Source organism: Microlunatus sp. GCM10028923 (assembly GCF_042666975.1).
In the GTDB taxonomy this organism is placed as follows: domain Bacteria; phylum Actinomycetota; class Actinomycetes; order Propionibacteriales; family Propionibacteriaceae; genus Microlunatus.
Window position 1 is genome coordinate 382597 of record NZ_JBHTFF010000005.1, and the last position, 18052, is coordinate 400648.

At 70.2% G+C, this 18052-nt stretch carries 21 protein-coding genes; 8 read left to right on the top strand and 13 right to left on the bottom strand.

Annotation, left to right across the window (positions count from 1 at the left end):
- Positions 1-7: 7 nt before the first annotated feature.
- Entirely contained in the window at positions 8-631 is a 624-nt protein-coding gene (locus ACFQU4_RS15075) for a TrmH family RNA methyltransferase (RefSeq protein ID WP_377493192.1), read from the bottom strand.
- Between the two features lie 14 nt (positions 632-645).
- On the bottom strand, positions 646-2136 hold the full coding sequence (locus tag ACFQU4_RS15080) for a hypothetical protein (protein WP_377493194.1): 1491 nt from the start codon (positions 2134-2136) through the stop codon (positions 646-648).
- A 247-nt stretch (positions 2137-2383) separates the two neighbouring features.
- Between ACFQU4_RS15080 and ACFQU4_RS15085 the strand changes: the two genes are divergently transcribed.
- Complete coding sequence (locus tag ACFQU4_RS15085; protein ID WP_377493196.1) at positions 2384-3463, top strand: family 43 glycosylhydrolase; 1080 nt, start codon at positions 2384-2386, stop codon at positions 3461-3463.
- 57 nt (positions 3464-3520) lie between these two features.
- Here the strand turns inward: ACFQU4_RS15085 and ACFQU4_RS15090 are convergent, their stop codons facing one another.
- Positions 3521-3988 (bottom strand): hypothetical protein, encoded by a 468-nt coding sequence (locus ACFQU4_RS15090; RefSeq protein WP_377493198.1) that lies wholly within the window; start codon positions 3986-3988, stop codon positions 3521-3523.
- Between the two features lie 128 nt (positions 3989-4116).
- On the opposite strand from ACFQU4_RS15090, the gene ACFQU4_RS15095 reads away from it, so the two are divergent.
- Positions 4117-4578, top strand: coding sequence for a VOC family protein (locus ACFQU4_RS15095; protein WP_377493200.1), 462 nt, complete (start codon positions 4117-4119; stop codon positions 4576-4578).
- A gap of 11 nt (positions 4579-4589) precedes the next feature.
- On the opposite strand, the gene ACFQU4_RS15100 is transcribed toward ACFQU4_RS15095, so the two are convergent.
- The 6 genes from ACFQU4_RS15100 to ACFQU4_RS15125 all read right to left on the bottom strand — a co-directional run bounded on the left by ACFQU4_RS15100 (position 4590) and on the right by ACFQU4_RS15125 (position 9721).
- The gene (locus tag ACFQU4_RS15100) at positions 4590-5534 is read right to left on the bottom strand and encodes a VOC family protein (protein WP_377493202.1); all 945 of its coding nucleotides are present in this window, start codon (positions 5532-5534) and stop codon (positions 4590-4592) included.
- Between the two features lie 62 nt (positions 5535-5596).
- Complete coding sequence (locus tag ACFQU4_RS15105; RefSeq protein WP_377493204.1) at positions 5597-6550, bottom strand: DUF2510 domain-containing protein; 954 nt, start codon at positions 6548-6550, stop codon at positions 5597-5599.
- Positions 6551-6626: 76 nt separating this feature from the next.
- Positions 6627-7577 (bottom strand): aldo/keto reductase, encoded by a 951-nt coding sequence (locus ACFQU4_RS15110; protein ID WP_377493206.1) that lies wholly within the window; start codon positions 7575-7577, stop codon positions 6627-6629.
- A 31-nt stretch (positions 7578-7608) separates the two neighbouring features.
- Complete coding sequence (locus tag ACFQU4_RS15115) at positions 7609-8433, bottom strand: LemA family protein (protein ID WP_377493208.1); 825 nt, start codon at positions 8431-8433, stop codon at positions 7609-7611.
- A gap of 72 nt (positions 8434-8505) precedes the next feature.
- Complete coding sequence (gene pyrE, locus ACFQU4_RS15120; RefSeq protein WP_377493210.1) at positions 8506-9048, bottom strand: orotate phosphoribosyltransferase; 543 nt, start codon at positions 9046-9048, stop codon at positions 8506-8508.
- Between the two features lie 16 nt (positions 9049-9064).
- On the bottom strand, positions 9065-9721 hold the full coding sequence (locus ACFQU4_RS15125; RefSeq protein ID WP_377493212.1) for a class E sortase: 657 nt from the start codon (positions 9719-9721) through the stop codon (positions 9065-9067).
- Positions 9722-9963: 242 nt separating this feature from the next.
- On the opposite strand from ACFQU4_RS15125, the gene ACFQU4_RS15130 reads away from it, so the two are divergent.
- Complete coding sequence (locus ACFQU4_RS15130) at positions 9964-11070, top strand: pyridoxal phosphate-dependent aminotransferase (protein ID WP_377493410.1); 1107 nt, start codon at positions 9964-9966, stop codon at positions 11068-11070.
- Here the strand turns inward: ACFQU4_RS15130 and lgt are convergent.
- Positions 11052-11984, bottom strand: a complete 933-nt coding sequence (lgt, locus tag ACFQU4_RS15135) for a prolipoprotein diacylglyceryl transferase (RefSeq protein ID WP_377493214.1) — start codon at positions 11982-11984, stop codon at positions 11052-11054. The two genes, ACFQU4_RS15130 and lgt, sit on opposite strands and share 19 nt — an antisense overlap.
- A gap of 26 nt (positions 11985-12010) precedes the next feature.
- Between lgt and ACFQU4_RS15140 the strand changes: the two genes are divergently transcribed.
- Positions 12011-12241, top strand: a complete 231-nt coding sequence (locus tag ACFQU4_RS15140) for a hypothetical protein (protein ID WP_377493216.1) — start codon at positions 12011-12013, stop codon at positions 12239-12241.
- The gene (locus ACFQU4_RS15145) at positions 12238-12654 is read left to right on the top strand and encodes a PIN domain-containing protein (RefSeq protein WP_377493218.1); all 417 of its coding nucleotides are present in this window, start codon (positions 12238-12240) and stop codon (positions 12652-12654) included. The genes ACFQU4_RS15140 and ACFQU4_RS15145 overlap by 4 nt, the downstream gene beginning before the upstream one ends.
- Before the next feature lie 16 nt (positions 12655-12670).
- On the opposite strand, the gene ACFQU4_RS15150 is transcribed toward ACFQU4_RS15145, so the two are convergent.
- Positions 12671-13324: a hypothetical protein gene (locus tag ACFQU4_RS15150; protein ID WP_377493220.1), complete on the bottom strand. Its 654-nt coding sequence runs from the start codon at positions 13322-13324 to the stop codon at positions 12671-12673.
- A gap of 100 nt (positions 13325-13424) precedes the next feature.
- Here ACFQU4_RS15150 and ACFQU4_RS15155 point away from each other — a divergent pair, with 100 nt between their 5' ends.
- Complete coding sequence (locus tag ACFQU4_RS15155) at positions 13425-14423, top strand: ATP-binding cassette domain-containing protein (RefSeq protein WP_377493222.1); 999 nt, start codon at positions 13425-13427, stop codon at positions 14421-14423.
- Complete coding sequence (locus tag ACFQU4_RS15160; protein WP_377493225.1) at positions 14420-15235, top strand: ABC transporter permease; 816 nt, start codon at positions 14420-14422, stop codon at positions 15233-15235. The genes ACFQU4_RS15155 and ACFQU4_RS15160 overlap by 4 nt, the downstream gene beginning before the upstream one ends.
- A gap of 15 nt (positions 15236-15250) precedes the next feature.
- Here the strand turns inward: ACFQU4_RS15160 and ACFQU4_RS15165 are convergent, their stop codons facing one another.
- Positions 15251-16123 (bottom strand): NmrA family NAD(P)-binding protein, encoded by an 873-nt coding sequence (locus tag ACFQU4_RS15165; RefSeq protein WP_377493227.1) that lies wholly within the window; start codon positions 16121-16123, stop codon positions 15251-15253.
- An 84-nt stretch (positions 16124-16207) separates the two neighbouring features.
- On the opposite strand from ACFQU4_RS15165, the gene ACFQU4_RS15170 reads away from it, so the two are divergent.
- Positions 16208-16657, top strand: a complete 450-nt coding sequence (locus ACFQU4_RS15170; protein WP_377493229.1) for a MarR family winged helix-turn-helix transcriptional regulator — start codon at positions 16208-16210, stop codon at positions 16655-16657.
- Between the two features lie 77 nt (positions 16658-16734).
- Here ACFQU4_RS15170 and ACFQU4_RS15175 read toward each other — a convergent pair whose 3' ends face one another.
- Positions 16735-18036, bottom strand: coding sequence for a glycosyl hydrolase family 28-related protein (locus ACFQU4_RS15175; protein ID WP_377493231.1), 1302 nt, complete (start codon positions 18034-18036; stop codon positions 16735-16737).
- Between the last annotated feature and the right edge of the window lie 16 nt (positions 18037-18052).

Genomic DNA, 18052 nt, shown 5'->3' on the forward strand with positions numbered 1-18052 from the left:
ACTTTCTTCAGGCCCACCGCAGGGCCCAGTGGTACATCGCGATCGCCGCGGCGGCGCCGGCGTTGATCGAGCGGGTGGATCCGTGCTGCGTGATCGCGACCAGGTCCCGGCAGGAGGCGACCATCTCGTCGGTCAGCCCGGGGCCCTCCGAGCCGAAGACCAGGCAGCACCGCTGCGGCAGCTCGGTGCGCTCCAGCGGCAGACTGCCGGGCAGGTTGTCGACGCCGATCATGACCGTGTCCAGCTCCGCCATCCGGGCCGCGAGGTCGGCGACGGAGGCCTGGTGCTCCACCTGCAGGTAGCGGTCGGTGACCATCGCGCCGCGCCGGTTCCAGCGCCGCCGGCCGATGATGTGCACCCCGGCGACGTTGTACGCGTTCGCGGTCCGCACGATCGAGCCGATGTTGAAGTCGTGCTCCCAGTTCTGGATCGCGACCCGGAGCGGATGCCGGTGTTGATCAAGGTCGGCGACGATCGCGTCCAGCCGCCAGTACCGGTAGCGGTCGACCACGTTGCGCCGGTCACCGGCCGCGAGCAACTCCGGGTCGAGCCTCGGGTCGTCGGGCCACGGTTCCGGATGCGGTCCGACGCCGGGCTGGTCGGAGAGCTCGCTGCCGTCGGTGTCGGTCACCGGAGCATTCTGTCTCAGCGCGCGGCGGCGGCCGATTCGGTGGCGGAACCGTTACCCGGTACGGGATCCGGCGTGCCCCGCTCGCCCTGCCGCTGGTCGAAGGCGAACCGAGCGTGGTTCCCCAGCACCGACAACCCGTCGGCGACCGTGACCGTGAAGGTGATCGCGCCGGTGTTCTGCACGGTGCCCCGGCCGGCCAGCGTGCCGGGGCCGGTGATCCGGCCGGAGTTCGTCAGGGTCGCTCCGGCCGGGACCTGCAACGTGCCGGAACCGATCGTCACCGTGCCGGCGTTGGCCAGCGAGCCGAACCTGGTCGAGCCGGCGCCGGCCCCGATCGCCGAGCCGGTGACCGAGGAGGCGGTGACGTCCGCGCCGGCGCCGATGATCACGGCGCCGCCGGCGGCCAGGTCACCGCCGCCGATCCCGGCTCCGCGCTGGGCGATGGCCCGGACCGTGCCGCCGTTGATCGTGATCGTTCCGGCCGCCCCGCCGCCGTTGCCACCGCCGATCCCGGCCGCGAAGTCGGCCCCGTCGGCGATGACCGTACCGCCGGTGATCATGGTCGTGCCGCCGGCGCCCTCGGTACCGCCGCCGATGCCGGCCCCGGTCCGGCCACCCTTGCTGGTGATCGTGCCGCCGGCGATGGTCACCTCGCCGCCGGCGCCGCTCCAGCCGCCGCCGATGCCGGCGGATCCGGCACCGCCGGTCGCCGCGACCGTACCTTCGGTGACGGTGATCCGGCCGCCCGGATTCTCCATCCCACCGCCGATCCCGGCGCCTGCCGGACCGCCGGCCGCGACCACCAGGCCGCCGGTGATCATGATCGCTCCGGCGGGCGTCGAGGAGTTGCCGCCGAGTCCCGGAGCCCGGTTGCCGCCGGCCGCAGTCACGTCTCCGCCGTTGATCGTGATCATGCCGCTGGGGCCGCCCTGGCCGCCGCCGATGCCGGCACCGTAGTCACCGCCGATCGCCGAGACCGTACCGCCGGTGATCATGATCGTGCCGCCGCCACCGAGGTAGCCGCCGCCGATCGCCGCCCCGGCGTGGCCTCCGGTCGCCGAGACCGTACCGCCTTCGAGAGTGATCGTTCCGGCGCCGGCGTTGTCCCGGCCGCCGATCCCGGCACCGCCAGGCGCGCCCTGCGCTGTCAGCGTCCCGCCGCCGGCCGAGTCGCGGATGATCAAGGCCGCCCGCTCCGGGACGCCGAGACCCGCGCCCCGGTCCCGGCCGGTGATCGTCAGCGCGTGGCCGGTCAGGTCGAGCACCACCTCCCGGTCGACCGGCACCATGATCGCCTCGTCGGTCGCCGCCACGGTGATGTCCGCCGTCAGCCGGACCACGTCGTCACCGCTCGCCTTGCCGAACGCGGCCGCCAGTTCGCCGGGCGTACCGACCTCGACGGTCGCCGCGATCACCGGTGACGCGGGCAGGATGATCCAGGCGGCGGTGAGGACGGCCGCGGCCAGCGCAGGCCAGGCTCGTCGAAGGGTCCAGGGCTTCCGCAACCGGTCCCGCACTCCTTGCATCCCGCACCACTCCGCTCGCCCTCGACGAACTCGGGCAAGCAACCGGGCCCGAGTTACCCCGAGAACCCGCCTCTGATCGTGCCGCATCTGACCGCTTTTGACCAGATGTCCCGGACGATCTTGATGGATCGGCGAGACGGCGCCAACAATTCATCAGGTCGGAAATCACGAGCCGGCCCTGCTGTTCGACTTTCTGCTCAACACCCCGCATCAGAGGGAGAACGCATTGTCCAGACTCGGTAAACCCACTCTGCTCGCGTCGGCACTGGCCCTGGTGCTGACCCTCGCCGGAACACTCCTCTCGGTACCGACGGAGGCTCAAGCCGCCACCCCGTCCTCGAGGTTCCCGCTCGCCGACCCGAACACGGTCCTCGCCAAGGACGGCACCTACGTCACCTACGGGACCAACGTCGGAGCCACGGTGGGCCCCCGCTGCGGCGCACCGACGGGCGTCAAGCTGTTCGTACCCTTCCTCAATCACGGCTCGGGCGACTCGGTGAGCATGTCCGACTGCGCGGCCGGTGACGCACTGCCCGGCGGCCCGGGCGCCTGGACCGGGGACACCGAAGTCTGGGCACCGGGAGTCGTGGAGTTCAACGGCACCTACTTCATGTACTACACGGCGACCAAGAAGGACTCCGGCCAGAAGTGCATCGGGCTGGCCACGTCCGGCGGCGCCAAGTCCCCGTTCACCGTCCGCGGCGAGTGGGCCTGCCCCGCCGGTGGCCGGTGGGCCATCGACGCCGACCCGTTCGTCGCCGGCGGCAAGCTCTATGTGGTCTACCGCGATGACGCGATCACCACCTGGCCGGACACCGGGATCTCCGTCGTGCAGGTCGGTTCCGACGGTTTCGCGCTCTGGAACACCCGCCGGGACCTGATGAAGAGCACGGACCTCAACTGGGAATCCACGAACATGTCCGGGGAGACCCGCGTGATCGAGAACCCGTCGATCTTCGTCGGCGGCGAGGGCCACTACTACCTGACGTTCTCCGGCAACAACTGGCGCAGCGCCCGCTACTCGACCGGCATCGCCGACTGCGGCACCAGCCCGCTGCCGTCCAGCCGCTGCCGACTGTTGCAGGACGGGGCGAACCAGCCGTACTTCGGTTACACCGGCGCCGGCGGGCTCGGCCCCTACCGGGGGCTGCCGGGCAATCATGCCGGTCCCGGCGGGATGGACGTCTTCTACACCTCCGGAAACCGCCGCTGCGTCGTCTGGCACTGGTACGACACCGCAGCCGACCGACGCCACCCGATCATCGGTGAGCTCAAGCTCAACTCCGGCGGCTTCTACGTCGAGTGACGCCTGCCCATGATCAAGAGCCGGGCTGGGTGATCCAGCCCGGCTCTCGCAGGATGATCAGCAATGCTCGATCCACTTGTGGGACCGGACGTTGTCGTCGATGTTCTCCCAGAAGCCGGCACCGTTGCCGCCGGCGACCCGGTTGAACACGTGCGTCTCGTCCCGCAGGTTCCACTTCGCGCCGCGCGGGATACAGGTCCAGGCCCCCGTGTGGTTCGGTCCCCAGTAGAGCGCGACGGCGTCGTACTTCGCCGGAGCGCCGTTGTTGTGGATCGAGGTCACCTTGTTGCCGCAGTTGTACGCGTTCCAGTCGTTGAAGTTGCCCGACCAGTTGCAGTGCGGCCCGTTCCAGACGTCCCACCAGACGCAGAGGTTGCCCCACTTGCAGTAGGCCGCGGCCGTTGCCGCAGGCGCAGCCGCCGGCTGGGCGACCGGGGCCGCCCCGGCGGTCGTCATGGTCGCCGTCCCGAGCCCCGCCGCCAGCAGCAGCCCGGCGAGGGTCAGGATCAGGGATTTGAGCTTCATCGCAGTCCTTCCGGTTCGGCCCGGGTCGGTGCCCGAGCGTCCTGCGATCAGGGTCGCCGCGGCGACTGACCCGGCACTCACGCGGCGCTGACGCCCTTCTGTCAGTACGGTCTGCGAGGCTCAGCGGCATGATCGGCTTCGACGTCAACCTCGTGTTCGACTGCCACGACCCACACCGGCTGGCGTTGTTCTGGCTGACCGCGCTCGAGGGGTACGACTTCCCGGGCAGCGACCCGGATCGGCCGGCCGGAGCACCGCCGCCCGGTTTCGACAGCTGGGAGGCCTGGGCCGACGCGCAGGGCTACCCGGCCGAGGGCCGCAACCTGGCCCGGACGATCATCGACCAGTCGGGCCGCGGCCGGCCGGACATCTTCTTCCTCGCCGTGCCCGAGGACAAGCTCGCGAAGAACCGGCTCCATCTCGACCTGAAGGTGTCCAAGGGGCTTCCGGCCGAGCAGGTCCGGCAGCGGCAGGACGGCGAGGCGGCCCGGCTGGTCGCGAGCGGAGCGACCGTGCAGCGCCGGGTCGACGACGACGGGAGCCACCTGATCCTGCAGGACCCGGAGGGCAACGAGTTCTGCGTGATCTAGCGATCCCCGCCTCACTCGCCCTTGTAGCAGAGGCAGAACGGGTGGCCGGCCGGGTCGGCGTAGACGGGGCAGCTGCCGCCCTGCGGGGGCACCCGGCTGGCCCCGAGTTCGACGGCGAGCCGTTCCCGGGCCGGCCGGTCGTCGTAGCCGATGTCGAAATGCAGCTGCGCCGGATAGCTGGGGTCGGGCTCGGGCCAGGTCGGCGGCCGGTAGTCCGGGACGCGCTGCGCGGCGATCATCGGGAGCAGGCCGTCCGCGCGGGCGACGACGATCCGGTCCGGTGATTCCTCGACCCGGTTCGGCATGTCGAGCATGCCGGACCAGAACCTCGCGACCGGTTCGGGATCTTCACAGTCGATCACCACCCGGACCAGTCGTCCGTAACGGTCCGTGGCTTCGGTGAGGCCCGGGTAGAGACAGAACGGGTGGCCCACCGGGTCCGCGTAGACCCGCCAGCCCGGGAAGGTCTCCAGCCTGGTCGCACCGTGCTCCAGGACCGCCCGCTCGGCCGCCTCCAGGTCGGCGACCTGGACGTCGAGGTGCAACTGGACCGGATTGGCCGGATCCCGCCAGCGCGGCGGTCGCATCCGGCCTTCGCCGGGCCCGATGTTCCCGTCGGTGAGCATCGTGTAGAACGCGGAGAGTTCCTGCTCCTGCTCCTCGGGGCAGCCGACGACGACCCAGAACCGGCCGTCCCGTTCGTCGCGGTCGATGGACAGCCCGACGACTTCGGCGTTCTCCAGCACGACGCTGACGTACGCCCGCCCGCGGTCGCCGTCGAAGACCACCCGCACCATCGCCGCGCTGACCTGCCGGGCCTCGGTCACCGCCCGCTCCGGCCCGGCGTACGCGTCCAGGCGCGGCCGCCAGACGTTCGCGATCCAGGGATCCGGGACGTCGCCGTGCTCGATGAGGTCGACCCGCGCCAGCGCGGCGTCGATGAGTTCGCGTGACATTCCCGCAGTATCGCCCGCCGATCAGGACACCCTGTGACCTCTTCGCCGCAACGGGTCGAAGCTCAGGAAGCGACCTTGAGGTCGGCCAGGGCTTGCCGGGCCGGCGCGACCAGTTCGGGCGTGGTGTCCGGGATCGAGGCGTAGAACAGGCCGCCCTCGCCGTCGCCCACGTCGACGACGACCACGATCAGCAGCTCGCCCTTGGTCTTGATCCCCGGCACGTCGAAGGACAGGTTGGACTCGATCAGCCAGGCGGCGTGGCCGTCGACCTTGGTGGCCTGGTTCTTCACGTCGGCCCGGTCGACCTCCGCGTTGCCGTAGAAGACGCCGAGGATGCACTGCACCACGAGGTCCGCGCCCTGCTCCGGGCCGTAGAACCCGTCGCCGGCGAGCAGCCGCGCGATCAGGACACCGGCCAGCCAGGACGTCTTGCCGTCGGCGCTCACCTCGACCGGCGCGTCCTGGCTCTGCACGTCCCGGCCGAACGGCACCCGGCTGTCGTACCGCGGGGCCTCGAACGGCGGACCGAGCCGCGGTACGGACAGCTTGCCGCTGGCCACCCGGTCCCCGGACTGCGGCACCGCCGACTCCTCGGCCGCGCTCGCGGTCTGACACAAATCACCGGACGGCTGGCCGCCCGTACCCCCGCCCGGGCCGGCGATCCCGGTGCCCCGGACCACCAGGACGATCACGACGACGAGCACGATCACGCCGATGACGATCAACCCGAGCAGCCAGCCGGCGGCCGACTTCCGGGACGGACCGCTGCCCTGCGGCGACCCGCCCGCCGGCGCCTGACCCGACGGCAACGGGCCTGGCTGTGCCTGCCCTGGTTGGGACTGGACTGGTTGGGGTTGGCCCGGTTGGGGTTGGCCCGGTTGGGGTTGGCCCGGTTGGGACGGGGGCGGCGTGGCCGGCTGGGTCGTGGTCGCGGCCGACCAGGCTCGACCGTCCCAGTAGCGGAAATGGCCGGCCCGGCCACCCGGATCGGGATACCAGCCCGGCGGGGAACTCATACCCCGCAGCGTAGGCGGTGCCGCGGGCGGCCGAGCCAGGCCACCCGGTGATCTTGGTCGGCCGCGGTGATCTTGATCAGTCGGTGATCTTGATCAGTTCGGCCAGTTCCTCGTCGGTCGGCTGCCAGAGCCCGGCGGCCACGTTGGCGGCGATCTGGTCGACCGTGGTCGCGCCGGCGATCACCGAGGCGACGGTCGGCATCGCGGCCAGGCCGCCGATCGCGACGTCGAGCAGGGTGATGTCGCGCTGGTCGGCGAAGGCCTGCAGCGCCTCGATGGTGTCGAAGTCGGCGGACGCGAGCCGATCGGACCACTGGGCCAGCCGGGTGCCCTCGGGCGCCGCCTCGCCCCGCCGGTACTTGCCGGTGAGCAGCCCGGACGCCAGCGGGAAGTACGGCAGCAGGCCCTGCCCGGTGTGATCGAGGGCCGGCACCAGCTCGGCCTCGATGCCGCGCTCGAGCCAGGAGTAGTGGTTCTGCGCCGAGACGAACGGTTCGTAGCCGCCGGACCGGGCCGTCCAGTCGGCGTCGACGACCTGCCAGCCGGCGAAGTTCGAATGGCCGAGGTAGCGCACCTTGCCCTCGGCGACCAGCTCCGAGAGCGCCGCCAGGGTCTCCTCGATCGGCGTGTGCGGGTCGGGCCGATGGATCTGGTAGAGGTCGATCCAGTCGGTGCCGAGGCGGCGCAGGCTGCTCTCGACGGCGAGCCGGATGTAGCGGCGGGAGCCGCGAACGCCCCAGTCCGGTCCGTTCGCCCCGTGCATGTCCGAGCCGAACTTGGTGGCGATGATCACCTGGTCCCGGCGTGCCCCGAGTGCCTTGCCCAGCAGGGTTTCCGAGCCGCCCTGGTTGCCGTACGTGTCGGCCGTGTCGAACAGCGTGATGCCGTGGTCGATGGCGGCGGAGACGACCTCGGGCACCCGGTCGTCGGGCATTCGGCCGCCGAAGTTGTTGCAGCCGAGGCCGACGGTGGACACGGTCAGGCCCGATCCGCCGAGCTGGCGGTACGTCATCTCAGTGGTCGTCACCCCGGCATTGTTTCAATGCCGGGATGATCACTCACTGCTGGGGCGGCTGCTGCTGCGGCGGGTACTGCTGCTGTTGCGGCGGGTACCCCTGCTGCGGCGGCTGCTGATACTGCTGCGGCTGCTGGTCGTACTGCGGCTGCTGGTACTGCTGCTGCTGGCCCTGCGGGTTCGGCAGCTGGTTCGGATCCTGGAACGGCTGCCCGGACTGCTGCTGCGGCAGCTGGGCCTGCTGCGGCGGCTGCTGCTGTTGATCACCGCGGTAGGCGATCTCACCGAAGCTGACGTCCGGCGCCTGCCGTACCGCCGGGTCGTTGACCTCGAAGTAGGTGGCCTTCTCGAACTTGAACATGCCCGCGATGATGTTGCTCGGCACCGATTCGATCTTGGTGTTGTACGCCCGCACGTTGGCGTTGTAGAACCGGCGGCCGGCGGCGATCCGGTCCTCGGTCTCGGCCAGCTGGCGCTGCAGCTCGAGGAAGTTCTGGTTGCTCTTCAGATCCGGATACGCCTCGACGCTGACCATCAGGCTGTGCACGGCGCCGGACAGCGCCTCCTCGACCTGGGCCCGCTGCTGGCTCGGCATCGCGCCCTCGGACTGGGACAGCTGCTGGGCCTGGCCGCGCAACCGGGTGATGTCCTCCAGCGTGTTCCGCTCGTGCGCCGCGTAGGCCCGGACCGTCTCGACCAGGTTGGGGACGAGTTCGTACCGCCGGTTCAGTTCGACGTCGACCTGGCGCCAGGATTCCTGGATCAGGTTCCGCGCCTTCACGAAGCCGTTGTAGGACCCGATCCCGACCAGCGCCACGATGGCGACGATGACCAGGATGATGACGATCACGGCGATGGCTGTTCCCATCGGGAATCTCCCTTGCGGTTGGACCGGGCTCGCTTCACCCACGACCCTAGTGGGTGCCCGGGCCCGCGGCCGTCAGACCTGCAGGTCCGTCACCGGGATCGCGAAGCGGTACGGCAGCCCGGCCGCCTCGATCCGCTCCCGGGCGCCGGTGTTCCGGTCCACGATCACGGCCACGCCGACGACGTCGGCGCCGGCCTCGCGCAGCGCGTCGACGGCGGTCATCACCGAGCCGCCGGTGGTCGAGGTGTCCTCGACGGCGAGCACCCGCCGCCCCTTCACCTCGCTGCCCTCGATCCGCCGCTGCAGGCCGTGCGCCTTCTCCGCCTTGCGGACCACGAACGCGTCCAGTCGGTCGCCCTCCGCGGCCGCGGAGTGCAGCATCGCGGTGGCCACGGGGTCGGCGCCGAGGGTCAGCCCGCCGACCGCCTCGAACTCCCAGTCGGCGACCAGGTTGCGCAGCACCCGGCCGACCAGCGGCGCCGCAGCGCCGTCCAGCGTGACCCGGCGCAGGTCGATGTAGTAGTCGGCCGTCTTCCCGGACGACAGGGTGACCTCGCCGCGCACCACGGCGAGCCGGTTGATGGCCTCGATCAGGGCCGTACGATCCTCGGACACGGCGGCCAGCCTAGTGTCAGGCGGCCTTGTGCTGCGTGTCGATCAGGTGACCGAAGCCGACCGAACGGTCCGGAGAGTGGAACAGGTCCTCGCAGGTGATCAGGGTGAGCGCGGACTTGGACGGCTTCCTGTCCTTGGTGCCCGGCACCGGGTCGGTCACCCAGGTCTCGTTCGACTTCACCGTCAGATCGCTCGGCGGCGTGTCGAGCGTGTACGTGTAGATGGCTTCCCGGGTCTCGACGACGATCTTGTCGCCCGCCTTGAGTTCCAGCAGTCGGGCGAACGGCTGGCCGTGGGTGACCCGGTGACCGGCGATGACGAAGTTGCCGAGCTGGCCCGGGTCGGCCGTCTTTTCGTAGTGACCGATGCCGCGGGACAGCGTGCCCTCGTCGGTGCCGGCCAGGATCGGCACCTCGTAATCCTTGCCCAGCGCCGGAATCCGGAGGAGTGCGACCGCCTTGCCCGGGATCACCGACCCCTTGGTCTCCTTCTTGTCGTTCGTGGCGTCCTTGGCTTCCGGCTTCTTGTCCCACTCCTCGCGAAGCTGACTCTTCTCGTCCTTGAACGCCTGCTCGGCCGCGGCGTTGGTGCCGAAGTACTGGTACGCGACCCAGCCCAGACTCGCCAGGCCGGCGATCAGCAACAGCAGTCCGACCGCGGTGAAGGGGGACATGCCCTGCTTACGTCGCCGCGGTGGCGGACCGGCAGCCCGACGCGGTTTCGTGTCCACCTGTCGCCCGCGGTCATTCGGGTCATCATCGTGCCCGAACTCATCCATCAAGGTGCTCACTTCGGCCATTCTGCCCCGTTTCGGGGGCTCGATGCCAGGCGCGTGTCGCGGCGTAGGCTCAGGCCGTGCCTTCAGCCTGGAAAGCCGCCCGGGTCGCGTCCTCGGCGCCGACGATCTTCGCCGAGATGTCGGCGCTCGCCGTTCGCACCGGCTCGATCAACCTCGGACAAGGGTTTCCCGACACCGACGGGCCCGACTTCATGCTGGCCGAAGCACGGCAGGCCATCGCGGACGGAGTGAACCAATATCCGCCCGGCCGCGGCATCGAACCGCTGCGCCGTGCGGTCGCCGATCACGCCCGGCGGCACTACGGGCTCGACTACGACGCCGAGACCGAGGTGTTGATCACCACCGGCGCGACCGAGGCGCTGGCAGCGGCGATCCTGGCCTTCGTCGACCCCGGCGACGAGGTGATCGCGCTGGAACCGTTCTACGACTCGTATGCGGCGGCGATCCAGCTGGCCGGCGGCGTCCGGGTCGGTGTCGGCATCTTCGGTCCGGACTTCCGGCTGGACACCGAACGGCTGCGCGCGGCGATCGGCCCGCGGACCAAGGCGCTGTTGATCAACTCACCGCACAACCCGACCGGCGTCGTGCTGACCCGGGACGAGCTGGACCTGATCGCCCGGCTGGCGGTCGAGCACGACCTGATCGTGATCACCGACGAGGTGTACGAACACCTGATCTTCGACGACGCCGAGCATCTGCCGCTGGCCACCTGGCCCGGGATGCGCGAACGGACGGTCCGGATCTCGTCGTCCGGCAAGACGTTCTCGGCGACCGGGTGGAAGATCGGCTGGGCGATGGCGCCGGCGGAGTTGATCACCGAGGTGACCGCGGTGAAGCAGTTCCTCACCTATGTGTCCGGGGCGCCGTTCCAGCCGGCCGTCGCGCGGGCGCTGAACGAGGGCGACGACTGGGTGGCCGGACTGCGCAAGGAACTGCAGGGCAAACGGGATCGGCTGGCCGAAGGGCTGCGGGCGATCGGGCTGGACCCGGTGATCCCGCGCGGCACCTACTTCATGACCACCGACGTCCGGCCGCTCGGCTACCACGACGGGATCGAGTTCTGCCGGGATCTGCCCGGGCGTAGCGGCGTCGTCGCGATCCCGCACCAGGTGTTCTACGACGACGTCGAGGCGGGCCGGCCGTACGTCCGCTGGGCCTTCTGCAAGGCCGATGCGGTGATCGACGAGGCCGTGTCCCGGCTGCGTCACCGCTCCGCGGACTGACCTGCCGCCGCGTCCTCCTTCGCCTCCGGGCCGGTCGGTGGGTCGCCCTCGACGAGTTCCTCGCGGCCGGGCCGGAACTTGAACAGCAAGATCACCACGATCACGGCGGCGACGAAGACGATCAAGGACGTGTAGTTGTTCAGCCGGAAGCCGCCGACCTCGTTCACGGGGTCGATCCGGAGCGCCTCGATCCAGAACCGGCCCGCCGTGTAGAACGCGACATAGAGGGCGAACACCTTGCCGTGGCCGAGCCGGAACCGCCGGTCGAGCATGATCAACACCGCCGCCGCGGCGAGGCACCAGAGCAGCTCGTAGAGGAACGTCGGGTGGAACGTCTGGTACTGCTCGTAGCCGGCCGGGCGGTGCTGCGGATCGATCACCAGGCCCCAGGGCAGCGTCGTCGGCGTACCGAACAGCTCCTGGTTGAACCAGTTGCCGAGCCGCCCGATCGCCTGCGCCACCAGGATTCCGGGCGCCGCCGCGTCGGCCAGCGCGGCGAACTTGATCTTGCGCTTCCGGGCCACCAGCCAGGCCCCGAAGGCACCGAGCGCGACGCCGCCCCAGATGCCGAGCCCGCCCTGCCAGATCTTCAGCGCGTCCAGCGGATCCCGGCCCGGGCCGAAGTACAGCTGGTAGTCGGTGATCACGTGATAGATCCGGGTGCCGACGATCCCGAACGGCACCGCCACCGCGCAGACCAGCTCCATCGAGTCCGCCCGGCCGCCGCGCGCCCGCCAGCGCCGGTTCGCGATCAGGAAGCCCACCAGGATGCCGAGGATGATGCACAGTGCGTACGCCCTGAGCTCGAACCCGCCGAGGTTCCACGACGACACCGGCGGGCTGGGGATGCTGAGCACCGCGATCATGCCGCCGAGCATCTCACGCACCGCGCCGCCGGACAGCCCGAGCAGCAATATCCTCCTTCGAGTAGGATTGGGTGATGAGTTCCTCGGGCGCGCTGGAGAAGCACTCCATCACGATGCCTGCCGCAACGTCGGAAGGCGTCCGGGCTCGCGCGGGCTCGCGCGGGTTCTCCTCCTACGTGGCCGAGGCGGTCGCCCGGCAACTCGAACGCGATGCACTCGACGACGCGCTGGCCCAGATGGAAACAGACCACGGCCCGGTCGACGAGGACGAGGTTGCCGAGATCCTGGGCCGTCTCGCCCGGTGATCATCCGTCCGCACTCGATTCTGCTCGACGCCGAGGCCCTGTCGGCCCTGGCCACCGGCGCCCGGATCATGCAAGCCTGGGCCACCGTAGCCCGCCGCAGTGATTCGGTCCTGCATGCCAGCGCGATCACGCTGGTCGAGGTGACCGACGGGACGGCCCGAGATTCGGCCGTCCGGCGCATCAGCAAGGCTCTTCGGATCGACCCGGTCACCGAGGAGATCGGCTACACCGCCGGGCGGCTCCGCGCTGCCGCCGCGAGCGCCCGCCGGAAACCGCGGGATCTGACGGTCGACGCGATCGTCGCCGCCACGGCCCTGGCACTGCCGGCGCCGGTGGTCGTGCTGACGGGAGATCCCGGTGATCTGGGCATGCTGCTGGCCGGGGCCGAGGTCGGAGTCGAGGGTCTCGCCTAGCGTCGATCCGAGAGGATCAGGGCGCTGAGCGGTACCAGCGGCCGACGCCGGGAACCCACAGGATCAGGCAGGCGACGCCGATGTAGATGGCCGGGGCGATCCACCAGAGCAGGGAGACCGGGTAGAGCCACCAGGCCGACCAGCCGAGCGCCGCGACGCCGACCAGGGTGTGCACGATCCGGCCCCAGGACCGGCGCACCAGGACGAGGAAGCCGGTGACGAACGATGCGGTCGGGAACAGGTAGAGCGGCCAGGCCAGGCCGTCGATCAGGCCGTAGCTGAACCGTTGCAGGGCGTGGTAGATGCCGCCATCCAGCCCGTCGGTGCCGAGGCTCTGCGCGCCGATCGCGGCCATCAGCCAGGCGAAGGTGAGGCAGCAGATCCACTGCAGCGAGGCAGTCACCGCCATCGTCGCGGCCATCGCGATCACGGCCGGCCGCTGCACCGGCAGTTGTCCGGGTCCGGGCGCGTGAGCATAGGCCGCGGCCGGGCCGGCCGGCAGCGGCCCGGTGGCCATCGGCGGCGGACCGGCCGGCATGGGCGGCGGCAGCGGCGGTCCGACGTACGGATCGATCCGGGCCGGCGGGGCCTGCGGATCATCCGACGGGGACTTGCCGTAGTGCTGCAGAGAGCCGCCGTACCCCCCGTACGGTCCCCCGGACTGCGTCATGCCCTCCACTGTATTCAGTCGAGGGAGCCGGCTCTCGGCGACGGTGCCGTGAAACCGCGCTGATGCCGCCGTGAAACCGGACCGGCCGAGCATCGTCGGCATGAACACTTCTGCTCCGTCACTCGCCGTGAACGCCGAGGGTCTGGTCAAGGTCTTCGGCAGCAATCGCGCCGTGGACGGGATCGACCTGGCGGTTCACCCCGGGGAGATCTTCGGCGTCCTCGGACCGAACGGCGCCGGCAAGACCACCGTGCTGCGGATGCTCGCCACCCTGCTCAAGATCGACGCCGGTCAGGCCGAGATCTTCGGGTACGACGTCCGCCGGCAAGCCCACCAGGTCCGCCAGCTGCTCGGCGTCACCGGCCAGTACGCCTCGGTCGACGAGAAGCTGACCGGCCGGGAGAACCTCTGGATGTTCGCCCGGCTGCAGCGGATCGGGTCCGCCGAGGCGCGCAAGATCGCGGACCGGCTGCTCGAACAGTTCGGGCTGACCGAGGCCGCGAACCGCCCGCTGGACCAGTTCTCCGGCGGCATGCGGCGCCGGCTCGACCTGGCCGCCAGCCTGATCACCCGGCCGCCGTTGATCTTCCTCGACGAGCCGACCACCGGCCTCGACCCGCGGACCCGCGGCCAGATGTGGGACACGATCCGGGAGCTGGTGGCGAGCGGCTGCACGCTGCTGCTGACCACGCAGTACCTGGACGAGGCCGACCAGCTGGCCGACCGGATCGCGGTGATCGACCGCGGCGTGAAGGTCGCCCAGGGCACCCCGGACGAACTCAAGTCCTCGGTCGGCAACTCGACCCTGCAGCTGCGGCTGACCGACCCGGCCGACCTCGACACCGCGGTGCCGGTGATCACCCGGACCACCGGTGCCGAACCCGTCCTCACCCCGGAGGTCGGCGCCGTGAACGTGGCGCTGCCGGACGCCGACCGGGCGGCGACGATCTTGATCGCGCTGCGCGACGCGGGCGTCTCGATCACCTCCGTCTCCGTACAGAAACCCACCCTGGACGAGGTCTTCCTCGCCATCACCGGGCACGAGGCGACCGCCGCCGAGCCCGACGACACCGACGAACTCCTGGAGCTGGCACGATGACCACCCTTGACCTGCCCGCGGCGACGATCACGCCGCCCCGGGCCCACCTCGACCCGGCCGACACGGTCAGCCAGACGCTGACCATGGCCTGGCGCGCGTTGAAGCGGATGCGCCGCAACCCGGAGCAGTTCTTCGACGTGACCATCCAGCCGCTGCTGTTCACCGCGATGTTCGCGTTCATCTTCGGCGGCGCGATCTCCGGCGACGTGCAGTCCTACCTGCCGCTGCTGATCCCCGGCATCCTCGCCCAGACCGCTCTGACCGCCTGCATGGCGACCGGCGTGCAGCTCCGCGAGGACATGGAGAAGGGGGTGTTCGACCGCTTCAAGTCGCTGCCGATCGCTCGGATCGCTCCGCTCGCCGGCCCGATGGTGGCCGACCTGGTCCGGTACGCCATCGCCTCCACCCTCACCTTCGCCGTCGGCATCGCCATGGGCTACCGGCCCGGCGGCGGCGTCGGCGGGGTGCTGGCCGCCATCCTGCTGGTGATCATCGGCAGCTGGTCGCTGGCCTGGGCGTTCACCTTCGTCGGCACCGTGGCCCGTTCCGCCCAGGCGGTGCAGGGCATCTCGATGATGATCATGTTCCCGCTGACGTTCCTGTCCAACGCCTTCGTCCCGGTGGAGACGCTGCCGGTCTGGCTGCAGTGGTTCGTCAACCTGAACCCGGTCTCGCACATCGTGTCGGCCGCTCGTGATCTTGCGAACTCCGGTGCGGTGACGATCGAGGTGTTGTTCGCCCTGATCGGCTTCGCCGTGGTGATCGCGATCTTCGCCCCGCTGTCGGTCTGGTCCTACAAGCGGAAGCTCTGATCACGACCGGCCGGCTCAGCCGACCAGGCTCAGGTCATGGCCGCCGATCCAGGCGTCCAGATCGTGCCAGCCGACCTCCGGGTAGTCCCGGTGGAGCGTCGCAAGATCAACGGTGTAGCCGCCGTTGCGGAAGAACCTGATCATCCGCAACCCGTCGTCACCCAGCTGATCCGCGATCGCCTCCTCCGGGATCTCCTGGTACGTGATCGGCCGGCCCAGGGCGGCCGAGAGCCGTTGCACGACCTGGTCGCCGGTGGCCTCGACCGAGGCGAGTTCGATCCGCCGGCCGGCGAACCGCTCGGGATCCTCGATCACCAGCGCCGCGAACGCGGCCAGGTCGGCCAGCACGAGCTGCTGCAGCGCAACGTCGGCCGGCAGCGCGAAGGCGTACGTCCCCGCCCGGAGACTCTCCTGGTACCAGGAGGTGGTCAGATCGCCGAGGAACGCGGCCGGCGCGACCACCGTGTGCGGAACCGGGCCGCCCGTCAGATGCCGCTCGACGGCGGCCTTGCTCTCGAAGTGCGGGATGCCGGTGCCGTCCAGCGCGCTGGCGACCGAGGCGTAGACCAGGTGGGGCACGCCGGCCGAACCGATCGCGTCGACGGCGGCGATCGACTGCCGCGTCTCGGTCTCCGGATCGGCCTCGAACGGCGTACCCATGACATAGGCGGCGTCGGCGCCGCGGGCGGCCGCGGCCAGCGAGGCCGGGTCGTCGAAATCGCCCTGCCGGAGTTCGGCGCCGAGGCCGGCCAGCGCCGTCGCGGCAGGCGAATCCGGCCGCCGGGTCAGGGCCCGAACGGAGTGGCCGCGGCGCAACAGTTCGCGGGCGACGGCGCCACCCTGGTTGCCGGTGGCGCCGGTGACCAGGACGGTACGGGGATGGCTCATGATCGTCTTCTCTCTTGTCTCAGAAACACTTGTCTGAGCAAACATTGACTGAGCAACTGATATTCCCGGTCTACGATGCCGATCATGAGAGAGCAGCCGGACCGGGAGCTGGCCTGGCTCGAGCTGCAGCAGGCGACCTCGCGACTGCGCTCGGAACTGAGCCGCCGGGTCACCGAACACGCCGGCATGTCGGCGACCGAGCACGATGTCCTGTGGCAGCTGGCCAACGACGTCGACCGACGGATGACCATGTCCGACCTGGCCGAGCGGGCCATGATCACGCCGAGCGGGGCGACCCGGCTGGTGGCCCGGCTGGAGCGGGAGGGCTGGGTCCGGCGGGAGACCGATCCGGACAACCGGCGGATCGTCTACGCGGTACTCACTCCGGCCGGCGCCCGCGCCACCCGGACCGGCCTGAAGCCGATCCACCAGGCCCGGCAGGAACTCTTCGACGACCGGCTGACTGACACCGACGTCGCCGACCTCCGCCGGGTCCTGGGCAAGCTGCTCCGCCGGCTACCCACCGTCGAGTAGACGCGCCCTGAGCCTGTCGAAGGGCCAGGGCAGATGTGGCCTGCCCTTCGACAGGCTCAGGGAACGATGTGGCTTGTTCAGGCCAGTCCGCCGACGTAGGAGTGGTTGTCGGCGACGTGGTTGTTGCTGCCGAGGTTCTGCACCGGCGGCGGAGCCGTACCGGAGTCGACCTGGCTGAGGTTCGAGTGCGCCACGCACCCTCGGGTGGTTGCGGCGAGATGGACCACGCCGCCGCTGGACGCGCCCGTGTTCCGCCCGACGTTGTGGGAGACCGTGCAGGCGACCGAGTTGTGGAGCTCGAAGCCGTTCTTGCACGAGTTCGCCTGGTTGTGCAGCAGGGTGATCAGGTTGCTGTCGCGGACCTCGATCGGCACCTCGCGGTCCGCCAGGCCTGACGTGTCGAACAGCTGGTTGCCGGTGATCCTGCTGTTGTTGCAGTCGATCACCCGGACCCCGACCCAGTCCTCGCTGCTGCCGGCCAGCTTGTAGATCAGGCTGTCGCAGACCCACGAGTCGCTGGTGCCGCGGAGCTCGACGCCGGTCACCGCGGTGTTGAAGTGACTGTCCCGGACGGTGGTCCAGGGCCCCTTCCGGCCGTTGTCGCCGACCAGCGTCTGGACGCCGATCTTGCCGCCGACGACCACGGCGTTGTAGATCACGATGCCCTCGTTCAGGGCCCCGATCCGGATGCCCACGCCGACGTTCGACAGGTGCGGGTTGGTGATCAGGCTGTCCACGCAGCGGCCCCGCAGCTCGATCCCGACACCCTGGCCGTTGCTCCGGTAGTTGATCGTGTCGATGATCGTCTTCCAGGCGTCCTGCAGGTCGATGCCGGTGGCCCAGTTCCCGACGGTGCCGGACAGGTCATGATCGAATTCGACGTTCCTGATGTTGCAGTGCGGGTATTGCCCGGTCGGGTTGCTCCAGACGCCGCGGATCGCGCTCTGGCCGTCCGGGCTTCGAGTCAGGACCGAGAGATCACGGACGTTCAGGTAGTCGAAGTCCCGGGTCGCCTCGTCGCTGTTGAGGGCGAGGTCGAAGCCATGGCCGGCCGCGGTGAAGATCACCCGCGAGACGCCGATGCCGGCACCGATGATCGAGATCGAACGCGCCGAGCTGGTGATCGTCCGGTCGCAGCGGTAGGTGCCGGGCGGGAAGAAGATCGCGCTCAGCTTGCCGGCCTGATCGATCGCCTGCTGGATCGCCGGGGCGTCGTTGGTCTGGCCGTCGCCGGTCGCTCCGAAGTCCTTGACGTTCTGCCAGTCGCCGGCCGTCTCGGCGTGCGCCGGTCCGGCGGCGGCGACGATGGCCGCGGTCCCGAGCGCAGCGCCGACGGCGCCAAGACCGAGAAAATGCTTGCGGCTGATCGAATCGGACATCCTCGTCCTTCCAGTG